The 15,474-nt window shown below is 72.1% G+C and carries 16 protein-coding genes; 9 read left to right on the top strand and 7 right to left on the bottom strand.

Features of this window, described 5'->3' with window-relative positions; translation table 11 throughout:
- Nucleotides 1-259 precede the first annotated feature (259 nt).
- The 4 genes from CPH93_RS14505 to CPH93_RS14520 all read left to right on the top strand — a co-directional run bounded on the left by CPH93_RS14505 (nt 260) and on the right by CPH93_RS14520 (nt 5,080).
- Nucleotides 260-700: a hypothetical protein gene (locus tag CPH93_RS14505; RefSeq protein WP_096213093.1), complete on the top strand. Its 441-nt coding sequence runs from the start codon at nt 260-262 to the stop codon at nt 698-700.
- A gap of 303 nt (nt 701-1,003) precedes the next feature.
- On the top strand, nt 1,004-2,590 hold the full coding sequence (locus CPH93_RS14510; RefSeq protein WP_096215438.1) for a SulP family inorganic anion transporter: 1,587 nt from the start codon (nt 1,004-1,006) through the stop codon (nt 2,588-2,590).
- Nucleotides 2,591-2,644: 54 nt separating this feature from the next.
- A complete protein-coding gene (locus tag CPH93_RS14515; protein ID WP_096213094.1) occupies nt 2,645-4,078 on the top strand; it encodes a M1 family metallopeptidase in 1,434 nt (477 codons plus the stop codon).
- Between the two features lie 132 nt (nt 4,079-4,210).
- The gene (locus tag CPH93_RS14520; RefSeq protein WP_096213095.1) at nt 4,211-5,080 is read left to right on the top strand and encodes an AraC family transcriptional regulator; all 870 of its coding nucleotides are present in this window, start codon (nt 4,211-4,213) and stop codon (nt 5,078-5,080) included.
- Nucleotides 5,081-5,168: 88 nt separating this feature from the next.
- Here CPH93_RS14520 and sigJ read toward each other — a convergent pair whose 3' ends face one another.
- Together sigJ and CPH93_RS14530 are read right to left on the bottom strand one after the other, a co-directional pair.
- On the bottom strand, nt 5,169-6,179 hold the full coding sequence (gene sigJ, locus CPH93_RS14525; protein WP_096213096.1) for an RNA polymerase sigma factor SigJ: 1,011 nt from the start codon (nt 6,177-6,179) through the stop codon (nt 5,169-5,171).
- Nucleotides 6,180-6,271: 92 nt separating this feature from the next.
- Nucleotides 6,272-7,168, bottom strand: coding sequence for a class I SAM-dependent methyltransferase (locus CPH93_RS14530; protein ID WP_096213097.1), 897 nt, complete (start codon nt 7,166-7,168; stop codon nt 6,272-6,274).
- A gap of 87 nt (nt 7,169-7,255) precedes the next feature.
- On the opposite strand from CPH93_RS14530, the gene CPH93_RS14535 reads away from it, so the two are divergent.
- On the top strand, nt 7,256-7,900 hold the full coding sequence (locus tag CPH93_RS14535) for a TetR/AcrR family transcriptional regulator (protein ID WP_096213098.1): 645 nt from the start codon (nt 7,256-7,258) through the stop codon (nt 7,898-7,900).
- A gap of 62 nt (nt 7,901-7,962) precedes the next feature.
- Nucleotides 7,963-8,985 carry a hypothetical protein gene (locus CPH93_RS14540; RefSeq protein WP_096213099.1) on the top strand — a complete coding sequence of 341 codons (1,023 nt, stop codon included), beginning with the start codon at nt 7,963-7,965 and terminating at the stop codon, nt 8,983-8,985.
- A 31-nt stretch (nt 8,986-9,016) separates the two neighbouring features.
- Here CPH93_RS14540 and CPH93_RS14545 read toward each other — a convergent pair whose 3' ends face one another.
- Nucleotides 9,017-9,586: a hypothetical protein gene (locus CPH93_RS14545; RefSeq protein WP_096213100.1), complete on the bottom strand. Its 570-nt coding sequence runs from the start codon at nt 9,584-9,586 to the stop codon at nt 9,017-9,019.
- A 117-nt stretch (nt 9,587-9,703) separates the two neighbouring features.
- A complete protein-coding gene (locus tag CPH93_RS14550; RefSeq protein ID WP_093484505.1) occupies nt 9,704-10,015 on the bottom strand; it encodes an SH3 domain-containing protein in 312 nt (103 codons plus the stop codon).
- A 170-nt stretch (nt 10,016-10,185) separates the two neighbouring features.
- Between CPH93_RS14550 and CPH93_RS14555 the strand changes: the two genes are divergently transcribed.
- Nucleotides 10,186-12,606, top strand: a complete 2,421-nt coding sequence (locus CPH93_RS14555) for a protein kinase domain-containing protein (RefSeq protein ID WP_096213101.1) — start codon at nt 10,186-10,188, stop codon at nt 12,604-12,606.
- A gap of 160 nt (nt 12,607-12,766) precedes the next feature.
- On the opposite strand, the gene CPH93_RS14560 is transcribed toward CPH93_RS14555, so the two are convergent.
- The gene (locus tag CPH93_RS14560; RefSeq protein WP_443031448.1) at nt 12,767-12,994 is read right to left on the bottom strand and encodes a hypothetical protein; all 228 of its coding nucleotides are present in this window, start codon (nt 12,992-12,994) and stop codon (nt 12,767-12,769) included.
- Between the two features lie 172 nt (nt 12,995-13,166).
- Between CPH93_RS14560 and CPH93_RS14565 the strand changes: the two genes are divergently transcribed.
- Together CPH93_RS14565 and CPH93_RS14570 are read left to right on the top strand one after the other, a co-directional pair.
- Nucleotides 13,167-14,018, top strand: coding sequence for a helix-turn-helix domain-containing protein (locus CPH93_RS14565; RefSeq protein ID WP_096213103.1), 852 nt, complete (start codon nt 13,167-13,169; stop codon nt 14,016-14,018).
- Nucleotides 13,994-14,212, top strand: a complete 219-nt coding sequence (locus CPH93_RS14570) for a DUF397 domain-containing protein (protein ID WP_096213104.1) — start codon at nt 13,994-13,996, stop codon at nt 14,210-14,212. Before CPH93_RS14565 ends, CPH93_RS14570 begins: the two co-directional genes overlap by 25 nt.
- 129 nt (nt 14,213-14,341) lie before the next feature.
- Here CPH93_RS14570 and CPH93_RS14575 read toward each other — a convergent pair whose 3' ends face one another.
- Both CPH93_RS14575 and CPH93_RS14580 read right to left on the bottom strand, forming a co-directional pair.
- Nucleotides 14,342-15,013, bottom strand: a complete 672-nt coding sequence (locus CPH93_RS14575; RefSeq protein WP_096213105.1) for a nucleotidyl transferase AbiEii/AbiGii toxin family protein — start codon at nt 15,011-15,013, stop codon at nt 14,342-14,344.
- Entirely contained in the window at nt 15,010-15,378 is a 369-nt protein-coding gene (locus tag CPH93_RS14580) for a hypothetical protein (protein WP_093484500.1), read from the bottom strand. The genes CPH93_RS14575 and CPH93_RS14580 overlap by 4 nt, the downstream gene beginning before the upstream one ends.
- Nucleotides 15,379-15,474: the final 96 nt, after the last annotated feature.

Below are 15,474 nucleotides of genomic sequence, written 5' to 3' on the forward strand. Positions count from 1 at the left end.
GGGAAGGAGGAATGTGCCCGCTATCGGGAAGGGGCCGGGAGGCGGCCGGGCCGTTCAAGGCGGCGGGAGGGGCGGAGTGGAGCACGAAGGCGGCGCATTGCGGAACGGCGTGGACGCCAAAGCGCGCCGGAGCGAAAGGAAGCCGTCATTCCTGTCGGATAACTCCGCATTCACAGGGTGATTACATTACGAGTGGCCATGCTGCGTGTTCGCTTGGACACAATGGGGTGACCTGTCCAGCCGCGCCGGAAGGGGCGACATGGCGAAGACCCGGGCCGGCCGTATCGGCCGGCTCCTGTTGATCGTCGTGGCGCTCGTGCTGGCCCTGCCGGCCATCGCCGGAGGCGCGTACGGGGAGAGCGTGTCGGCGACCGCGAAGAGCGCCGCCCACAGTGCTTCCCCGGGCAGCGCTTCCCCGGACAGTGATTCTCCGGACGGTGATTCCCCGGACGACGTGCAGTGGGCGTCGAAGACCTCCGAGCACCCGGAGTCCGGCGCCGACCGCTGCCGGACGCGGCATGGCGGGCGCTCCACGGCCACGGTCTCCGCGCCGCACCCGCCGCGCACGACCGTGTCGAGCGCCGGCCCGGTCCGCACCGAGAGCGGGCTGAGTGTGACCGTCCCGCTCACCGGCCGTCGGGCCGTTCCGCTGTCGAGATCCGGCGAACTGCCGGTACGGCACCTCGTGATCCGCTGCTGAGAGCAGAGAGCCGCCCCCAGGGCCTCCCCCGGCCCGCGCAACCGACGGATCCAGCCGTCATCCCTTTCCTGGCGTGCGCCTCATGACACGGCGCGGCGGCGGGTGAGCGCTGCCCTCGGGCCAGCGGTCGCCGGCCGGTTGCGCGCCGCGTTCCGCTCGTGTGTCCCGGTGCGTCCTCACTGCGTACCCGGGCGTCCGCGCGCGCCGTCGCATCTCCTATTCGCTGGAGGCATGCTCATGCGTAGGTTCCATGTTGCCCGGCTCCGCCCGTCCCTGCCGGCCTTACCGTCGCGTCAGACGCTGGTGCGCGCACGCGCCGACTTCACCGCCTCGCTCGTCGTCTTTCTCGTCGCCGTCCCGCTGTGTGTCGGGGTGGCCGTCGCATCCGGGGTGCCGGCCGAACTGGGGCTGGTGACCGGCATCGTCGGCGGGCTGCTCACCGGGCTGCTGCCCGGCAGCAGCCTGCAGGTCAGCGGCCCGGCCGCCGGGCTGACCGTGCTGGTCTACGAGGCGGTGCAGGAGTACGGGCTCGGCGCGCTGGGCGCCCTGGTGCTGTGCGCCGGGGTGTTGCAGCTGGTCATGGGGGCGCTGCGGCTGGGGCGCTGGTTCCGGGCGATTTCCGTGGCGGTGGTCCAGGGGATGCTCGCGGGCATCGGACTGGTGCTGATCGCCGGGCAGTTGTACGCCCTGGCGGATGCCAAGGCACCGGGCAACGGGCCGGCGAATCTGGCCGGGCTGCCGGGGCTCTTGGTGGACACCCTCGCCTCCGACCCGGCGCTGTCGGCGCTGGCCGTGGGTGCGGGCACCATCGCGCTGCTGGTGCTGTGGCCCAAGTGGCGGCGGGCGGCGCGGGTGCTGCCGGCGCCGCTGGTGGCGGTGGCGCTGGCGACTGCCGTGGTCTTCGTGCTGGATCTGCCGGTGGCCCGGGTCGAGGTGGCGGGGCTGCTGGATGTCGTCCAGCCGCCGGGCGGTGCGGACTTCGCGCGGCTGGCGGACCCGGGGGCGCTGGCCGGGGTGCTGGGCACCGTGCTGGCGTTCGCCCTGATCGCGTCGGCGGAGTCGCTGTTCAGCGCGGCGGCGGTGGACCGGCTGCACGACGGGCCGCGGACCGATTACGACAAGGAGCTGATGGCGCAGGGCGCCGGCAACACGGTGTGCGGGCTGCTCGGTGCGCTGCCGATGACCGCGGTGATCGTGCGCAGCTCCGCGAATGTGTTCGCCGGGGCGCGGACGAAGGCCTCGCGGGTGCTGCACGGGGTGTGGCTGCTGGTCTTCGCGGCGGCGTTTCCGGCGGCCCTGGGCGTGGTGCCGCTCGCGGCGCTGGCCGGCGTACTCGTCCATGCGGGCGGCAAGTTGATCCCGGTGAAGCAGTTCCCTCCGCTGTGGCGGGAGCACCGGGGCGAGGCCGTAGTGCTGGCCGCGACGGCGGTGGCGATCGTGGCCACGAACATGTTCGAGGGGGTGCTGCTGGGGCTGCTGATGGCGGTGGCCAAGTCGGCGTGGGAGACCTCGCACGTCCATCTGGAGATCGTGGAGCGGAGCGAGCCGGCGGCGGGCGACGGCGGGGCGGGCCGCGGCACGAACGGCCATGACGCCGCGGGCCGTGCCACAACAGGCAAGGGGAAGCCGGGCATTGGAGCGCCGGGCCCGGCCGCCTCGCAACCCCGGCGGCCGCTCCTCGTCCGGGCCGTCGGCAATGCCACCTTCCTGCGGCTGCCGAAGCTGCTCGACCAGTTGGAGGCGTTGCCCGAGGACCGGGAGATCGAGCTGGACCTGTCCGGGCTGCGCCATCTCGACCATGCCTGTATGGCCGCCCTCGGCAGCTGGGCGGAGCAGCGGCGCGGTCCGGACGGACCCACCCGGCAGAAAGCACCGTCCATCACCCCCTGACGCGACCGGTGCGGAGGGGACCGGCGGGACGGCCGAAATGTCCGTAAGGTCGGCATGCTGATGACCGTCGACCCTTGGAGTGCCGTGAACCGCCGGCCCCTTCGCTCCTGTGGTGCGCCCGCCGCCCTCTCCGTCGCCCTGCTGCTCTCCTCGTGCACCGGCAGTGGCCCGCGGGGGGCGGCGGGCAGCGGCGGAGTGGGCGATCCGCTCTTCCCGGCACTCGGCAACGGCGGCTACCAGGTGCGCCATTACGGTCTGGACCTCGACTACGACGTGAAGAAGGGGCGGCTGGACGCGACCGCCGACCTCACCGCCGAGGCCACCGAGGACCTGCGCTCCTTCCAGCTCGATCTGCAGGGGCTCAAGGTGTCCGGCGTACGGGTCGACGGCGCGGACGCCGCGTTCTCCCGCAAGGGGCACAAGCTGCTCGTCCGGCCGGCCGACGGGCTGCGCAAAGGCGCCTCGTTCCGTACGAGTGTCCACTACTCCGGGAGTCCGCAGGAGCTGACGGATCCGGACGGTACGACGGAGGGGTGGGTCAAGACCCCCGACGGGGCGTTCGTCGCCGGCGAGCCCGCCGGCTCCATGACGTGGTTCCCCGGCAACAACCACCCCGAGGACAAGGCGACCTACGACATCACGATCACCGTGCCGCAGGGCTATACCGCCGTCGCCAACGGGGAGTTGCGCTCGCAGCGGACCGCCAAGGGCCACACCACCTTCCGGTGGCACAACGGCCGGCCGATGGCCAGCTATCTCGCCACCGCCACCATCGGCAGATTCCAGGTCCACACCTCCCGTACGCCCGACGGGCTGCCGCTGTACGTCGCGGTGGACCCGGCGGAGATCAGGGCGAGCCGGGGGCCGCTGGCGAAGCTGCCGGAGATCGTTGCGTGGGAGAGCGGGCTGTTCGGCCCGTACCCCTTCGCCTCGGCGGGTGCCGTCGTCGACCGCACGCCGCCCCGGATCACCTGGGGGGCTCTGGAGGCCCAGACCAAGCCGATCTACGCCGGGGCGCCGGACACCACGACCGTGGTGCACGAGATGGCCCACCAGTGGTTCGGTGACTCGGTGACGCCGAAGACCTGGGCGGACACCTGGCTCAACGAGAGCTTTGCGACCTACGCCGAGTGGCTGTGGGAGGAGCACCAGGGCGGCAAGACCCCGCAGGAGCAGTTCGACGCGCTCTACAAGGACGCCCCGCACAACAAGCGCTGGGACTTCCCGCCGGCCCGTCCCGGCTCGGCGAAGAACGTGACCGGCCCGGCCGTCTACGAGCGGGGTGCGATGCTGCTCCAGCAGCTGCGGAACGCCGTCGGCGACAAGACGTTCTTCCGGATCCTCAAGGAGTGGCCCGCCACGTACCGCTACGGCACCGCCGATTCGGCGGACTTCGTCGCCTTCTGCCAGGAGCGCACGGACGTGGATCTGACGCCACTGTTCCGGGCCTGGCTGTACGGGGAGGGAAAGCCGAAGCGGCGGTACTGAGCCTGAGCGGTGCTGCCAAGTCTCCCGCCCAGGTCACACGCGCTCCGGACCCGACCGCGCCGGGCACAGGATGTCGGGTGCGGCGGGCCCGCTGCTTCCTAACGTGCTCGTCGAAAGGGAAGGAGGCCCGGGGTGCTGGAGCGGCTGAACCAGGCCATGGAGCACATCGAGTCGCATCTCGACCGGCCGGTCGAGGTGGCTCATCTCGCGCGCATCGCGGTGACGTCGGAGTACCACTTCCGTCGGCTGTTCTCCGCGCTGGCGGGCATCCCGCTGTCGGAGTACATCCGGCGCCGGCGGCTGACCGTGGCGGGCGCCGAGGTGCTCGCCGGTGAGCGGACGCTGCTGGACGTCGCGATGCGCTACGGCTACGGGTCGGGAGAAGCCTTTGCGCGGGCGTTCCGCGGCATGCACGGGGTGGGTCCGGGCGAGGCCCGGCGGACCGGTGCGGCGCTGCGCTCCCAGCCACGGATGTCCTTCCGACTCATCATCGAAGGGAGCAGCAGTATGCGATACCGGATTGTGGACAAGGAGGAGTTCCGGGTGGTCGGCAAGAAGGCCCGGGTCCCGCTCGTCCACGAGGGGGTCAACCCGGCGATCGCCGAGTTCATCCGGGGCATCGGACCCGAGACACTACGGCGTATGACGGAGCTGTCCGACCAGCAGCCGGAGGGGATCGTCGCGGTGAGCGACCAGCTCGATCCGAGCCGGGCGGAGGGGACCGAACTCGACTACTACCACGGCGTGGTGACCCGCGCCGAGGCGCCCGAGGACATGGACCTCCTCGCCGTTCCGGCGGGGTCGTGGGCCGTCTTCGAGAGCTCCGGCCCGTTCCCGCAGGCGCTGCAGTACCTGTGGCGGGACGTGTTCACCCAGTGGTTCCCGTCGAATCCGTACGAGAGCAGGCCGGGGCCGGAGATGCTGCGGGTCCGTCTGTCGCAGGACGAGGCGCAGGCGGACGCGGAGTTGTGGATACCTGTGGAGCGGGTCGAGCACGTGTAGCGATCCGCCGCCTGGTTCCCGAGAGCCCGGGCGGTGCCGTCGGCGCCGTCCGGGCTCCGGCCGGGTCACAGCCGGTCATCCGGCCTGATCACAGCCGATCGAGGTCCAAGTGGCCCAGCTTGTCGGGGTTGGTGACGGCGTCCACCTCCGTGATCCGCCCGTCGTGGACGGTGAAGGCGAAGACCCCGGCCTGCCCGCTCTCCGGGTGGGCGAAGACCAGCCCGGCGGCGCCGTTGACGTCCGCCATCGCGACCCGCAGCGCGCCTCCTTGGGCGCCGCGGGCGACCAGTCCCCGCACAAAGCGGGCGACCTTGTCGCGGCCGATCACCGGCCGGCGGGCGGAGCTCACCTTGCCGCCGCCGTCCGAGCGCCAGATGACCTCGGGGTCGAGCACCGACAGCAGCGCATCGAGATCGCCGCCCATGACGGCGGACAGAAAGGCCTCGACGGTACGGCGGTGCTCCGCGCGGTCGACGGTACGGCGCGGCGCCTCGGCCCGTACCCGCTTGCGGGCGCGGGAGGCCAACTGCCGTACGGAATCGGGGGTACGGCCGACCGTCTCGGCGATCTCCGGGAAGGGGACCGCAAAGACGTCGTGGAGGATGAAGGCGATCCGCTCGGCCGGGGTGAGCCGTTCCAGGACGGTGAGCAGCGCCATCCCCACCGATTCGTCGAGCGTGACCCGGTCCTCGGGGCCATCGGTCCGGCCGGAGCCCGCGGCGCCGACGGGCAGCGGGCCGCCGGCGCCGTCGAGCAGCGGCTCCGGCAGCCAGGGCCCGACGTAGGTCTCGCGGCGGGCGCGGGCCGAACCCAGCAGGTCGTAACAGATGCGGCTGACGACCGTGGTGAGGAAGCCCCGCGGGCTGGCGATCGTCGTCCCGGCGGGCACGGCCTGCCAGCGCAGCCAGGTCTCCTGGACGGCGTCGTCGGCGTCGGAGACCGTGCCCATGATCCGGTAGGCGATGGCCCACAGCCGCCCGCGCTGCTCCTCGAACTGCGCGAGCCGGTCGCCGTACTGCGTGTCCTGGCCTCCGGCCGTTTCCGGCCCCGTTGCCGCGCCCGTCTCCGCCTCCGCCTCCGTATCCGGCTGCGCCATCATCCGCTCCTCTGCTGTCGTACGCGGTCGCCGACGGCCGTCCTACATGGTCGTCGACCGCCGTGCGTTCCTGCCGGTCCTCCCGGCCCCTCCCCTCAGGACGAGGCGGCGGGCCGGAGTGTGACAGTCACGTCCAGCGCATACGCCTCCTCGACGATGCCGTCCGGGAAGACGTCCAGCAGCGCGGTCCGCTCGTCCGCGAGGACCGGGGCGGCGGCCTCGGGCCCGATGGCGGAGAAGTACGAGCGGCTGCCCAGCATCGCGAGGTGGGTGTCGAGGGGTACCCGACGGGTCCAGTGCAGGACGCGGCAGACCGGGTCGAGTCCCAGGCCGAGGCCGCGGATCAGGTCGGGGGCCTCCGGCGCGACGCCGTGCTGGTGGTACCCGGGGAGCCGCCGGGCGATTCTCGCCTCCTGTTCGACCGCCCAACCGACGTCCGGGTCGGGCACGTTCCACCACAGGGCGAGCGCGCCACCGGGCCGCAGCACCCTCAGTGCCTCGGGGACGGAGCGGGCCGGATCGGTCCAGTGCCAGGCCTGCGCATAGCCGACGAGGTCGAAGCCCGCGTCGTCGGCGAACGGCAGCGCGTCGCCGAGCGCGCGGACGAGCGGGGTGCCGGGGTGGGCGGCGCGCAGCTCGGCGGCCATGGCGGCGCCCGGTTCGACGGCGGTGAGCCGGGCACCGCGTGCGGTGAGCAGCGCGGTGGCGATACCGGTCCCGGCCCCGACGTCCAGCACCCGCGCCCCGGCCAGCGGCTGCCCGGCCAGCTCCTCGATCGTGTCGAAGAGGGCCGGTGGATAGCCGGGGCGGGCGGCGGCGTACTGGGCGGCCACCGCGTCGAACGACCGGGCCAGGGCGGCATGGGCCGGTGGCGGAGCGGGCGCCGAGTGCTGGGGTGAAGGGGGCGTCAGATGCTGGGGCGAACGCGGCGGCTGGTCCTGGGGCGAACGCGGCGGCTGTTGTTGCTGAGAACGTTCCGGCATGGGCGTCATCCTGCCCGGGCCACGGAGAGCACGGAGGCCATGAGCAAAAAACCATACCCGGTTTAATTTTGAACCCGGTATGGCTATGGTGTCTTCATGGCGGGATTGCGTGAGCGGAAGAAGGAAGAGACCCGGCGGCGGATCGCGGCCACGGCCTGGCGACTGTTCGCCGAGCGGGGCTTCGAGGCGGTCACGGTCAATGAGATCGCCGAGGCGGCACAGGTGGCCAAGGCGACGCTGTTCACCTATTTCCCGACCAAGGAAGCGCTCGCCCTCCAGGGCGTGGGGGACGACGACCTGGCGGGCATCGTCACCGGACGAGCACCCGACACGACGGCCCTGGCCGCGCTCCGGGCGCATTTCCGCGCGCTCGCCGCCGGGCCGATGACCGGCCTGGACCCGGACGTGCTGGTCGCCCGGGTCCGGGTGATCTTCGACAGCCCCGCGCTCAGCGGCGCCACGAACGCCCTGCTCTACCGGCAGCGGCAGCAGTTGACGCAGGCGCTGACCGCGGAACTCGGCGAGCGGACGGCCAAGTTGGCGGCGGCTCAGATCAGCGCCTCACTGGTGACCCTCCAGGAGGGCTTCTTCCGGCAGCTGGCCGACGGCGCCTCGCTGGAGGACGCCCGCCGGCAGCTGGGCGAGGACGTCGAGCTCGCCTTCGACCTGCTGTCCCACGGACTCGACCGGCACGACAAGGAACAAGGCCGGGCACAGGGCAAGTCGCAGCGCCAGCCATAAGTCCGGACACACGACGGGGCACACAGCCCGGCAGAAGACCAGAGAGGGCAGTGAGACGCGGCATGCGGGCACGGGGCATCAACTACGACATCGGGTTCCTCCCCGGCGAGGACCACTCCCGGAAGACCTTCACCGTCGAGGCGGTGCGGCAGGACCTCGCGGTGATCGCGGAGGAGCTGCACTGCAATGCCGTGCGGATATCGGGCGGTGATCCGGAGCGGCTGAGCATCGCCGCGCAGTGTGCCGCGGAGGCCGGACTGGAGGTGTGGTTCGCGCCCTTCCCGGTGGATCTCACCCCTGAGGAGCTGCTGCCGTACTTCGCCGACTGCGCGGAGCGGGCCGAGGCCGTACGGGCGGGCGGGGCGGAGGTGGTGTTCGTCGCCGGATGCGAACTGACCGCGTTCTGTGCGGGCTTCCTTCCCGGGGACACCTACGGCGACCGGCTACAGGCGATGATCAGCGCCGATAGGGACTGGTGGCGGTCGCTGGGCCCGGTGCAGGAGCGGCTCAACGGCTTTCTCGCCGAGGTCGCGGCCGCGGCCCGCGCCCGCTTCGGCGGCCGGATCAGCTATGCCGCGGGCCCCTGGGAGGACGTCGACTGGCGGCCGTTCGACGTCGTCGGCGTGGACGCCTACCGGGCCGCGTACAACGCCACGACGTTCCGGGACGAGCTGCGCGCGCACCGCGGCCACGGCAAGCCGGTCGCGGTGACCGAGTTCGGCACCTGCGCCTACCGGGGCGCGGGCGAGCGGGGCGGGCTGGCCTGGCAGCCGCCGGAGGGGGCGGTGCCGGACGAGCGCGAGCAGGTGCGCTACCTCACCGAACTGCTGGACATCTTCGAGGAGGAGGGCGTGGACACCGCGCTGTGGTTCACCTTCGCCGCCTTCAACACGCGCAAGGGCGCGGACCTCAGCTCGTACGGGGTGGTGCGGATGCTCGACGAGACCCGCTGGGAGCCGCGGGAGGTGTTCCGGACGATGGCGGCCCGGTACGCGGAGGACGCCGAGGACGGGCGGGAGCGCGAGGACGGGCGGGGGCCGCAGGATGCCCCGGACGCCGAGGACGCCCGGGGCGCGGAGGGCTGAGCCGCCCGCCGCGTCGGCCGCGTCCCTCTGGTCAACGGCGCTTCTTGGCCCCGGGCTTGGCTCCTGTCTTGGCCCCGGACTTGCGAGCGGCCGGGTTGCCGGTGCGGGTGCCGCGGCGGCGCTCGTACCGCTCGCGGGCCGCTTCGTACTCGGCGCGGTGCCGCTGCTCCCCGGGAGCCTCGACCAGGCTGCGGCAGAAGTAGGCGAGCAGCGAGCCGACGAAACCGATGAACAGCAGGCCCTGCCCGGAGCCGTCTGCCACGGACGGCCCCGGGCGGCCGGTGAGGCCCGCCCAGGTGTGGCGGAAGGCCAGCGCGCTGCAGACAGCGAAGCCGACGACGACGAGGGTGCCGACGAACGAGCCCACGGCGGCGACCTCCAGGCCCTGGAACGCAAAGCGCAGGAGGGCCGCGCCCGCCGCGGCGAGCGCGAGCGAGCCCACCGCGACGCCGGCCCGCCGCAGGCCGTAGCCGCCGTCGTGCCGGACCCAGGTGGTGCCGAAGAACCGGATCGGCGCCGGTTCCGGGCCGCCGTGCCCGGCACCACCGGGCTCCCGGCCGCCCGGCTCCGGACCGCCGGCGGGCGTGTGCTGATCGCTCATGCCCCGATTATCCCCGGCGGGACGCGGAGGGCGGGGGCGCGGTGGCCCGGCGGGGCGCAACAGCGGCACCGGGCCGACGGCCTCAGCCCCGCCCCGTCGGCACCCGCCCGCCGCGCCTCAGCTCGTGCAGCGCGGCGCGACCATGCCGCTGCTGCCCGTATGGACGTAGGTGTCGGAGACATACTGCCCCGGCGCGATGTTGTCCCAGATGTCCGAGGTGCCGTACGGGCCGGACACCCGCTGGCCGTGCCGCTGGCAGCGGATCTGCACCCGGGCTCCCCCGGCCAGCTGGCGGACGACCGGGGAGTCGGTGCTCGGGCCCTGCCGGACGTTGACGCGGTGGCCGGGCGCGAGGGGATAGGTGAGGCCCCCCGCGAGCGCCTGCTCTTCCGCCGGCTCCTGCGCGCTCTGCTGATCCTGTGTGGTCATTTCTCATTCCCCCGTTTGCTACTGATCTTTTAGCTGCGGTGGCGATGCTCGCCGTGGTAGTGCAACGCGCACGCTAGCAAGCCTCATTCATCTCGTACGTGTTATCGACTAAGCTCCGCGCGTCGCACCTGCGACCCGCATGGCAATGGGAACGACACGGGGGTGGATCCATGCCAGCGCTGCGCGATTCCGGGCTGGGCCCGGAAGCGGAGCATCCGGCATACGCCGGGCAATACCGTCTGGAGGCGCGCCTGGGCTCCGGCGGAATGGGCGTGGTGCATCTCGCGCGCTCGTCCTCCGGGCTGACCCTGGCGGTCAAGGTCGTGCATGCCGAATTCGCCCAGGACCCGGAGTTCCGCGGGCGTTTCCGGCAGGAGGTGGCGGCCGCGCGGCGGGTCAGTGGCGCCTTCACCGCGCCCGTCGTCGACGCCGATCCGGACGCCGAACTCCCCTGGATGGCGACCCTCCACATTCCCGGCCCGAGCCTCTCGGACCATGTGAAGCGGAATGGCCCGATGGTGCCCGGCGAGGTGCGGCAACTGGCCGCGGGGCTCGCCGAGGCGCTGCGCGACATCCATCGCGCCGGGGTCGTACACCGCGATCTCAAGCCGGGAAATGTGCTGCTGGCCGCAGATGGGCCGAAAGTCATCGATTTCGGAATCTCGCGTCCGTCCGACAGTGAAATGCGCACCGAGACCGGCAAATTGATCGGTACGCCGCCGTTCATGGCGCCGGAGCAGTTCCAGCGGCCACGCGAAGTGGGCCCCGCCGCGGACGTCTTCGCGCTGGGTTCGGTGCTGGTGCACGCCGCGACCGGGCGGGGGCCGTTCGACTCGGAGAGCCCGTATCTCGTCGCGTATCAGGTGGTGCACGACGAGGCCGATCTGGCGGGCGTACCCGAGGAGTTGGCGCCGCTGATCGAGAGCTGCCTGGCGAAGGACCCCGCGGACCGCCCGACGCCGGACGCGCTGATGGAGCTGCTGCGGACGGCATCGTTCGGCGAGACGCCACTCGGCGGAGCGCCACTCGGCGGAGCGCCATTCAGCGAGGCACCGCCCGGCGAGGCCCCCGGAAGCGCGGCGCAGGACGCACCGATACCGGGACAGCGGCAGCCGATACGGGCCGGGGCCACGCCCCCGCGCGCCGAGACCACGCATGTCCGCGCCCCCGTACCGCCCGAGCTCACCACCGGCCCGGCGAAGACCGCCGACACCGGCCACTCCCCCGACCCCGGCCCCGACTCCCATCCCGGCCCCGGCTCCGACTCCGATCCCGCTCAACCGGCCGCCCCCAACGGCCCCTCCGGTTCACGCCGCCCCACCGGGCCACGCCGCCCCACCCGCAACACCCGCCCCCGCGCCCGCCGCTGGCCCCTGTGGGCCGCCCTCGCCCTGGTCGTCACCGGGGCGGGCACATTCGCCGGCATCCGGGCGCTGGCCCCGGCGGGCGACGGCCAGGACCCCGCGCTGCAGATCCATCCGTCCCGCGCCGACCAGGCCAACTTCCGCCCGTGGCACACCACCCTCACCAAGCGCCCCAAGGGCTACGCCGCCGAGCTGCCGTTCTGCACCACCGGCTCCGGGGCCGTCTTCTGCGGCCGGGCCGGCATATTGGCCGCCCGGCTCGACCCGGGCACCGGCCAGGTGGCATGGCGGCGCAAGGACGACGCCGCCACCGGCAAGAACTCCCTCAAGACCACCGCCTCCCCGACCCCGCCGGCGCTCTCCGGCGGCCTGTTGTACGTCTTCTCCGCCGATGCCAAGCGGCTGATGGCGCTGGACCCGTCGGCCGACGGCAAGGGCGCCACCCGCTGGAGCAAGGACGTCTCCGGGTACGAGGGCGGGGCCCGGATCGTCGGGAACCAGGTGCTGCTGACCGCGGCGGACGGCACCGTCACCGCGCTGGACAGCGCGACCCACAAGCAGCTCTGGCACAAGCGCTTCCCGGGCCATGCGCTGCCCGCCTTCACCGCGTTCGGCGACCCGCACACCGCCTACGCGGCCGAGAACACCCCCGACGGCACCAGCACCCAGGTCACCGCCATCGACCCGGCACACGGCAGCGTCCGCTGGTCACACCGGCTGCCCGGCCTGCTCTCCGTGGCCGGGCCCGGTACGTCCGGAGCGCTCTATCTGACCGTCACCGACCGGACGTTCACGTACCGCGCCACCGCCGTCCTCCGTTACGACCCGGCCACCGGGCACACCCGGCGCCTCAAGCTGACCGCACCGCTGGACGGGGCCTCCGCCGTGGTGCACGGCGACTCCGTCTATCTGCTGGCCGAGGGCGGTGCGCTGCAGGCCGTCGGCGAACGGACCTGGGACACCGAGACGTCGGTCAGCCGTGGCTCGGCACCGGTGGTCAGCGGCAACCGCCTGTATTTCACCGCGGCGGACGGGCGGCTGCTCGCCGTCAACACCCGCTCCGGCGAGCTGCTGGGCCAGACGCCGCCCCGGATGAACGGCCGCCACAACGGATTCGTGGAAATGCTGCCGGCCCCCGTGGTGGACGGCCGGCGCGGCCGCGTCTACGCGGCGGCGCCGGACGGCAGCGTCTTCTCGGCGGCGGCCGGGGACCCGGCGGGCTGGTGACGGCCGGGGGCCCGGTCGCCGCCCGCATGACAGGGGCAGACACAGGCCTCACGCCGCACCCCTGGGACGGCCGCGGCGCCCTCGCCCCCCGGGGCGCCCTTGGTACACCCCGGATGCCTGCCGACATGGCACGCCGGAGAGACGTACGGAACGCACCCGCTCACCGGGCCGCCGCCCTCTGCAGCACCTCGATGAGCTTGCGCGTCGTCGCCACGTTGCAGCGCCCCAACTCGACCAGGGAACGCGGCGTTTCATAGCCGTACGTCACCGGGTCGACGCCCAGCGACGGCAGCACGATGCCGGTCTCCTTGAGCACGGCGGCCAGCTCGCCACAGGCCGCTTCCGCCTCGGTCATCGTCTCGGCCGTCGCCCGTCGTTCCCTCGTCATCAGTACCGCTCCCGTCTGCCGTTTCCCTGCCAGAGACTCCGGAGCGCCACTACCGTGTGTGTTCCGGCCATTACGAGAATGGACCCGGAAAAAGGCGCGAATGCCACTTGCGGGCCAAATTTCACCGCCCCGCACGACTAGTTCCACACCTTCCACGGAGGAGGTCATCACCATGCCACCGCGACGAGCAATCACGGGTCGGAGCCAGGAGCCGCGTCAACGGTTCGTCGAAGAGCTGCGATTACGACGCGCACAGAAGGGCGACAGCCTGCGGCAGCTCGGCGCAGTACTGGGCTGGGACTGGTCCCTTTTCGGAAAGATGGAGAGCGGCCAGACCCTGGGCAGCCCGGAGGTCGTGCAGGCCCTGGACCAGCATTACGGGACTGCGGAGCTGCTGCTGACGCTGTGGGAGTTGGCGGCGGGGGATCCTACGCAGTTCAAGGAGCGGTATCGGCGCTTCATGACGCTGGAAGCCGCGGCGACGGGCATTCAGCAATACTCGCCCGGCGTGGTGCCTGGCTTGCTCCAGACGGAAACGTACGCCCACAGGCTGCTGTTCCGTGGCGGCCTGGCTCCCGGCACCGAACTCGATCAGCAAGTGGAAGCGCGGATGAACCGCCGCGAGATTCTGTCTGGCGACGGAGCGCCTCAGTTCCGGGCGATCCTCGACGAGACCGTGCTGCGTCGCGGATTGTTGGACCGCCAAGAATGGCAGGAACAGCTGAAGCACCTCACCAAAGTTTCCGAGCAGCCCAACGTGACGCTCCAAGTCCTCCCGTTCACCGCCGGACTGTGCGAGCTAGCCAACACGGACACAGCCCTCCTGCGGTTGCCTGAGGGGCGAACTGTGGCCTGGGTCGAGACTGGTTACGACGGACAACTCATCCAGGACAACGCAGGAGTTGAGCGGCTTCAGTTCGGTTACGATCGGCTGCGCGACCACGCACTGTCCCCGCGCGAGACCGCGGAGTTCATACTGCGCCTCCTGGAGGAAGTCCCATGTCCGTCCGCCGCCCCGAACTGAGCGCCGCTCAGTGGCGCAAGTCCAGCTACAGCAACCAAGACGGGGGTAACTGCGTCGAGGTAGCCGACGGCTTCCCCGGCACCGTCCCCGTCCGCGACAGCAAGCACCCCCACGGCCCCGCCCTCACCTTCGAGGCGGCGACCTGGTCGTCCTTCGTCACAGCAGTGAAGAGCGGGCAGCTCCCCAGCGCCTGACTCGCCCGCCCCGGCCCAGAAGGGCCGCCCCACAGACCGGCCCCCGTCGCTCGCCCGCGACGGGGGCCGAGCACCGTACCCCTGTCATCGCGGCGGCAGGGCGGCAGAGCAACCCATTGCGCGGGGAGGTCAGGTCTCGTCCGTGTCCTCCCCGGCGTAGAGCCGGGTATCGAGGTCACCGGCCCAGGCCAGGGCCCAAGCGCGCAGGCCGGCTACCTGTTCAGGGCTCAGGCCGTAGTTGGCGAAGTCCTGGTCATCCCACCACTCGGCGCCGGCGAGGCGGTCGCGCAGGTCGTGGAGGCTGAACTCGAAGCGGGCGTGGCGGCGGCCGAGGTTTTCGAGGTCGGCGGTGGAGCGATGCCGAGTGGCGGCGTGGACGTCGACGAGGTCGCGGACCGCGCCGCGGTCCGCGAGCGCGCGGACCTTGGTGCCGATCACGTCGTCCAGGGAGAGGACCGGACCGTACTCGGTGACCGTGGGCGGCGCCCAGAACGCCTCTTTCAGGACGTCGATCTCGCACTCCTCGCCCGTGGCGGGGTCGGTGGCGATGAGTCGCCCCGACAGCGGGCTGGACTCGATGTGCCGCACGCCCCAGCCACGCTCGGCCAGGCCGTCGCCGACCGTGCGGACGATCTCGTCCATGGGTGCCGGGTTTTCGGTGGCCACGTCCAGGTCCTGGGAGAGTCGGTCGACCAGGCCGTGGGCCTGTACGGCGTACCCGCCGGTGATCACCAGCGGGTAGGGGGTACCGATATCGAGGACGTCGGCCAGGAGCCGGCGGTGCAGATCTGTCAGGTTCACGCGACCGTCGCGGCCCTCGCGGTGGCGAGCTCGGGGAAAGCGGCTTCCCACACGTCTCTGATCGGGCGGCTGATCAGTGTGCGCAGCACAGGCCACTGCGCGAGGAGCAGATCCCGGTTCAGGAAGTCGATCAGGTCCTGGCGCTGCCCTTCGGCCAGGACGGTGCGGTACAGGCTCATCCGCGAGCGCGGCTGCTCCAGGCCGTAGGAGCGGCGGCCCGACCACACCACGTGCAGCGGCAGGTCGACCGTGCCGCGGGCGGGACCGGTCAGGTCCTCCAACCGCTCAGGCAGCCGCTGTGCGTACTGCGCGCACAACACCTCGTACGCGTTCGGCACCGGAAACGAAGGAGACTGCACGGCCATGCCCCCAGTATCACCCGGCAAGCCGCCCGGATGCTACGCAGCGCCAGAGCTCGGGGGGATTAGCTGACGGGTGGGGGCTGTCCTGCGGTGAGACGA

This window comes from Streptomyces sp. 2323.1 (assembly GCF_900221035.1).
GTDB lineage: Bacteria > Actinomycetota > Actinomycetes > Streptomycetales > Streptomycetaceae > Streptomyces > Streptomyces sioyaensis.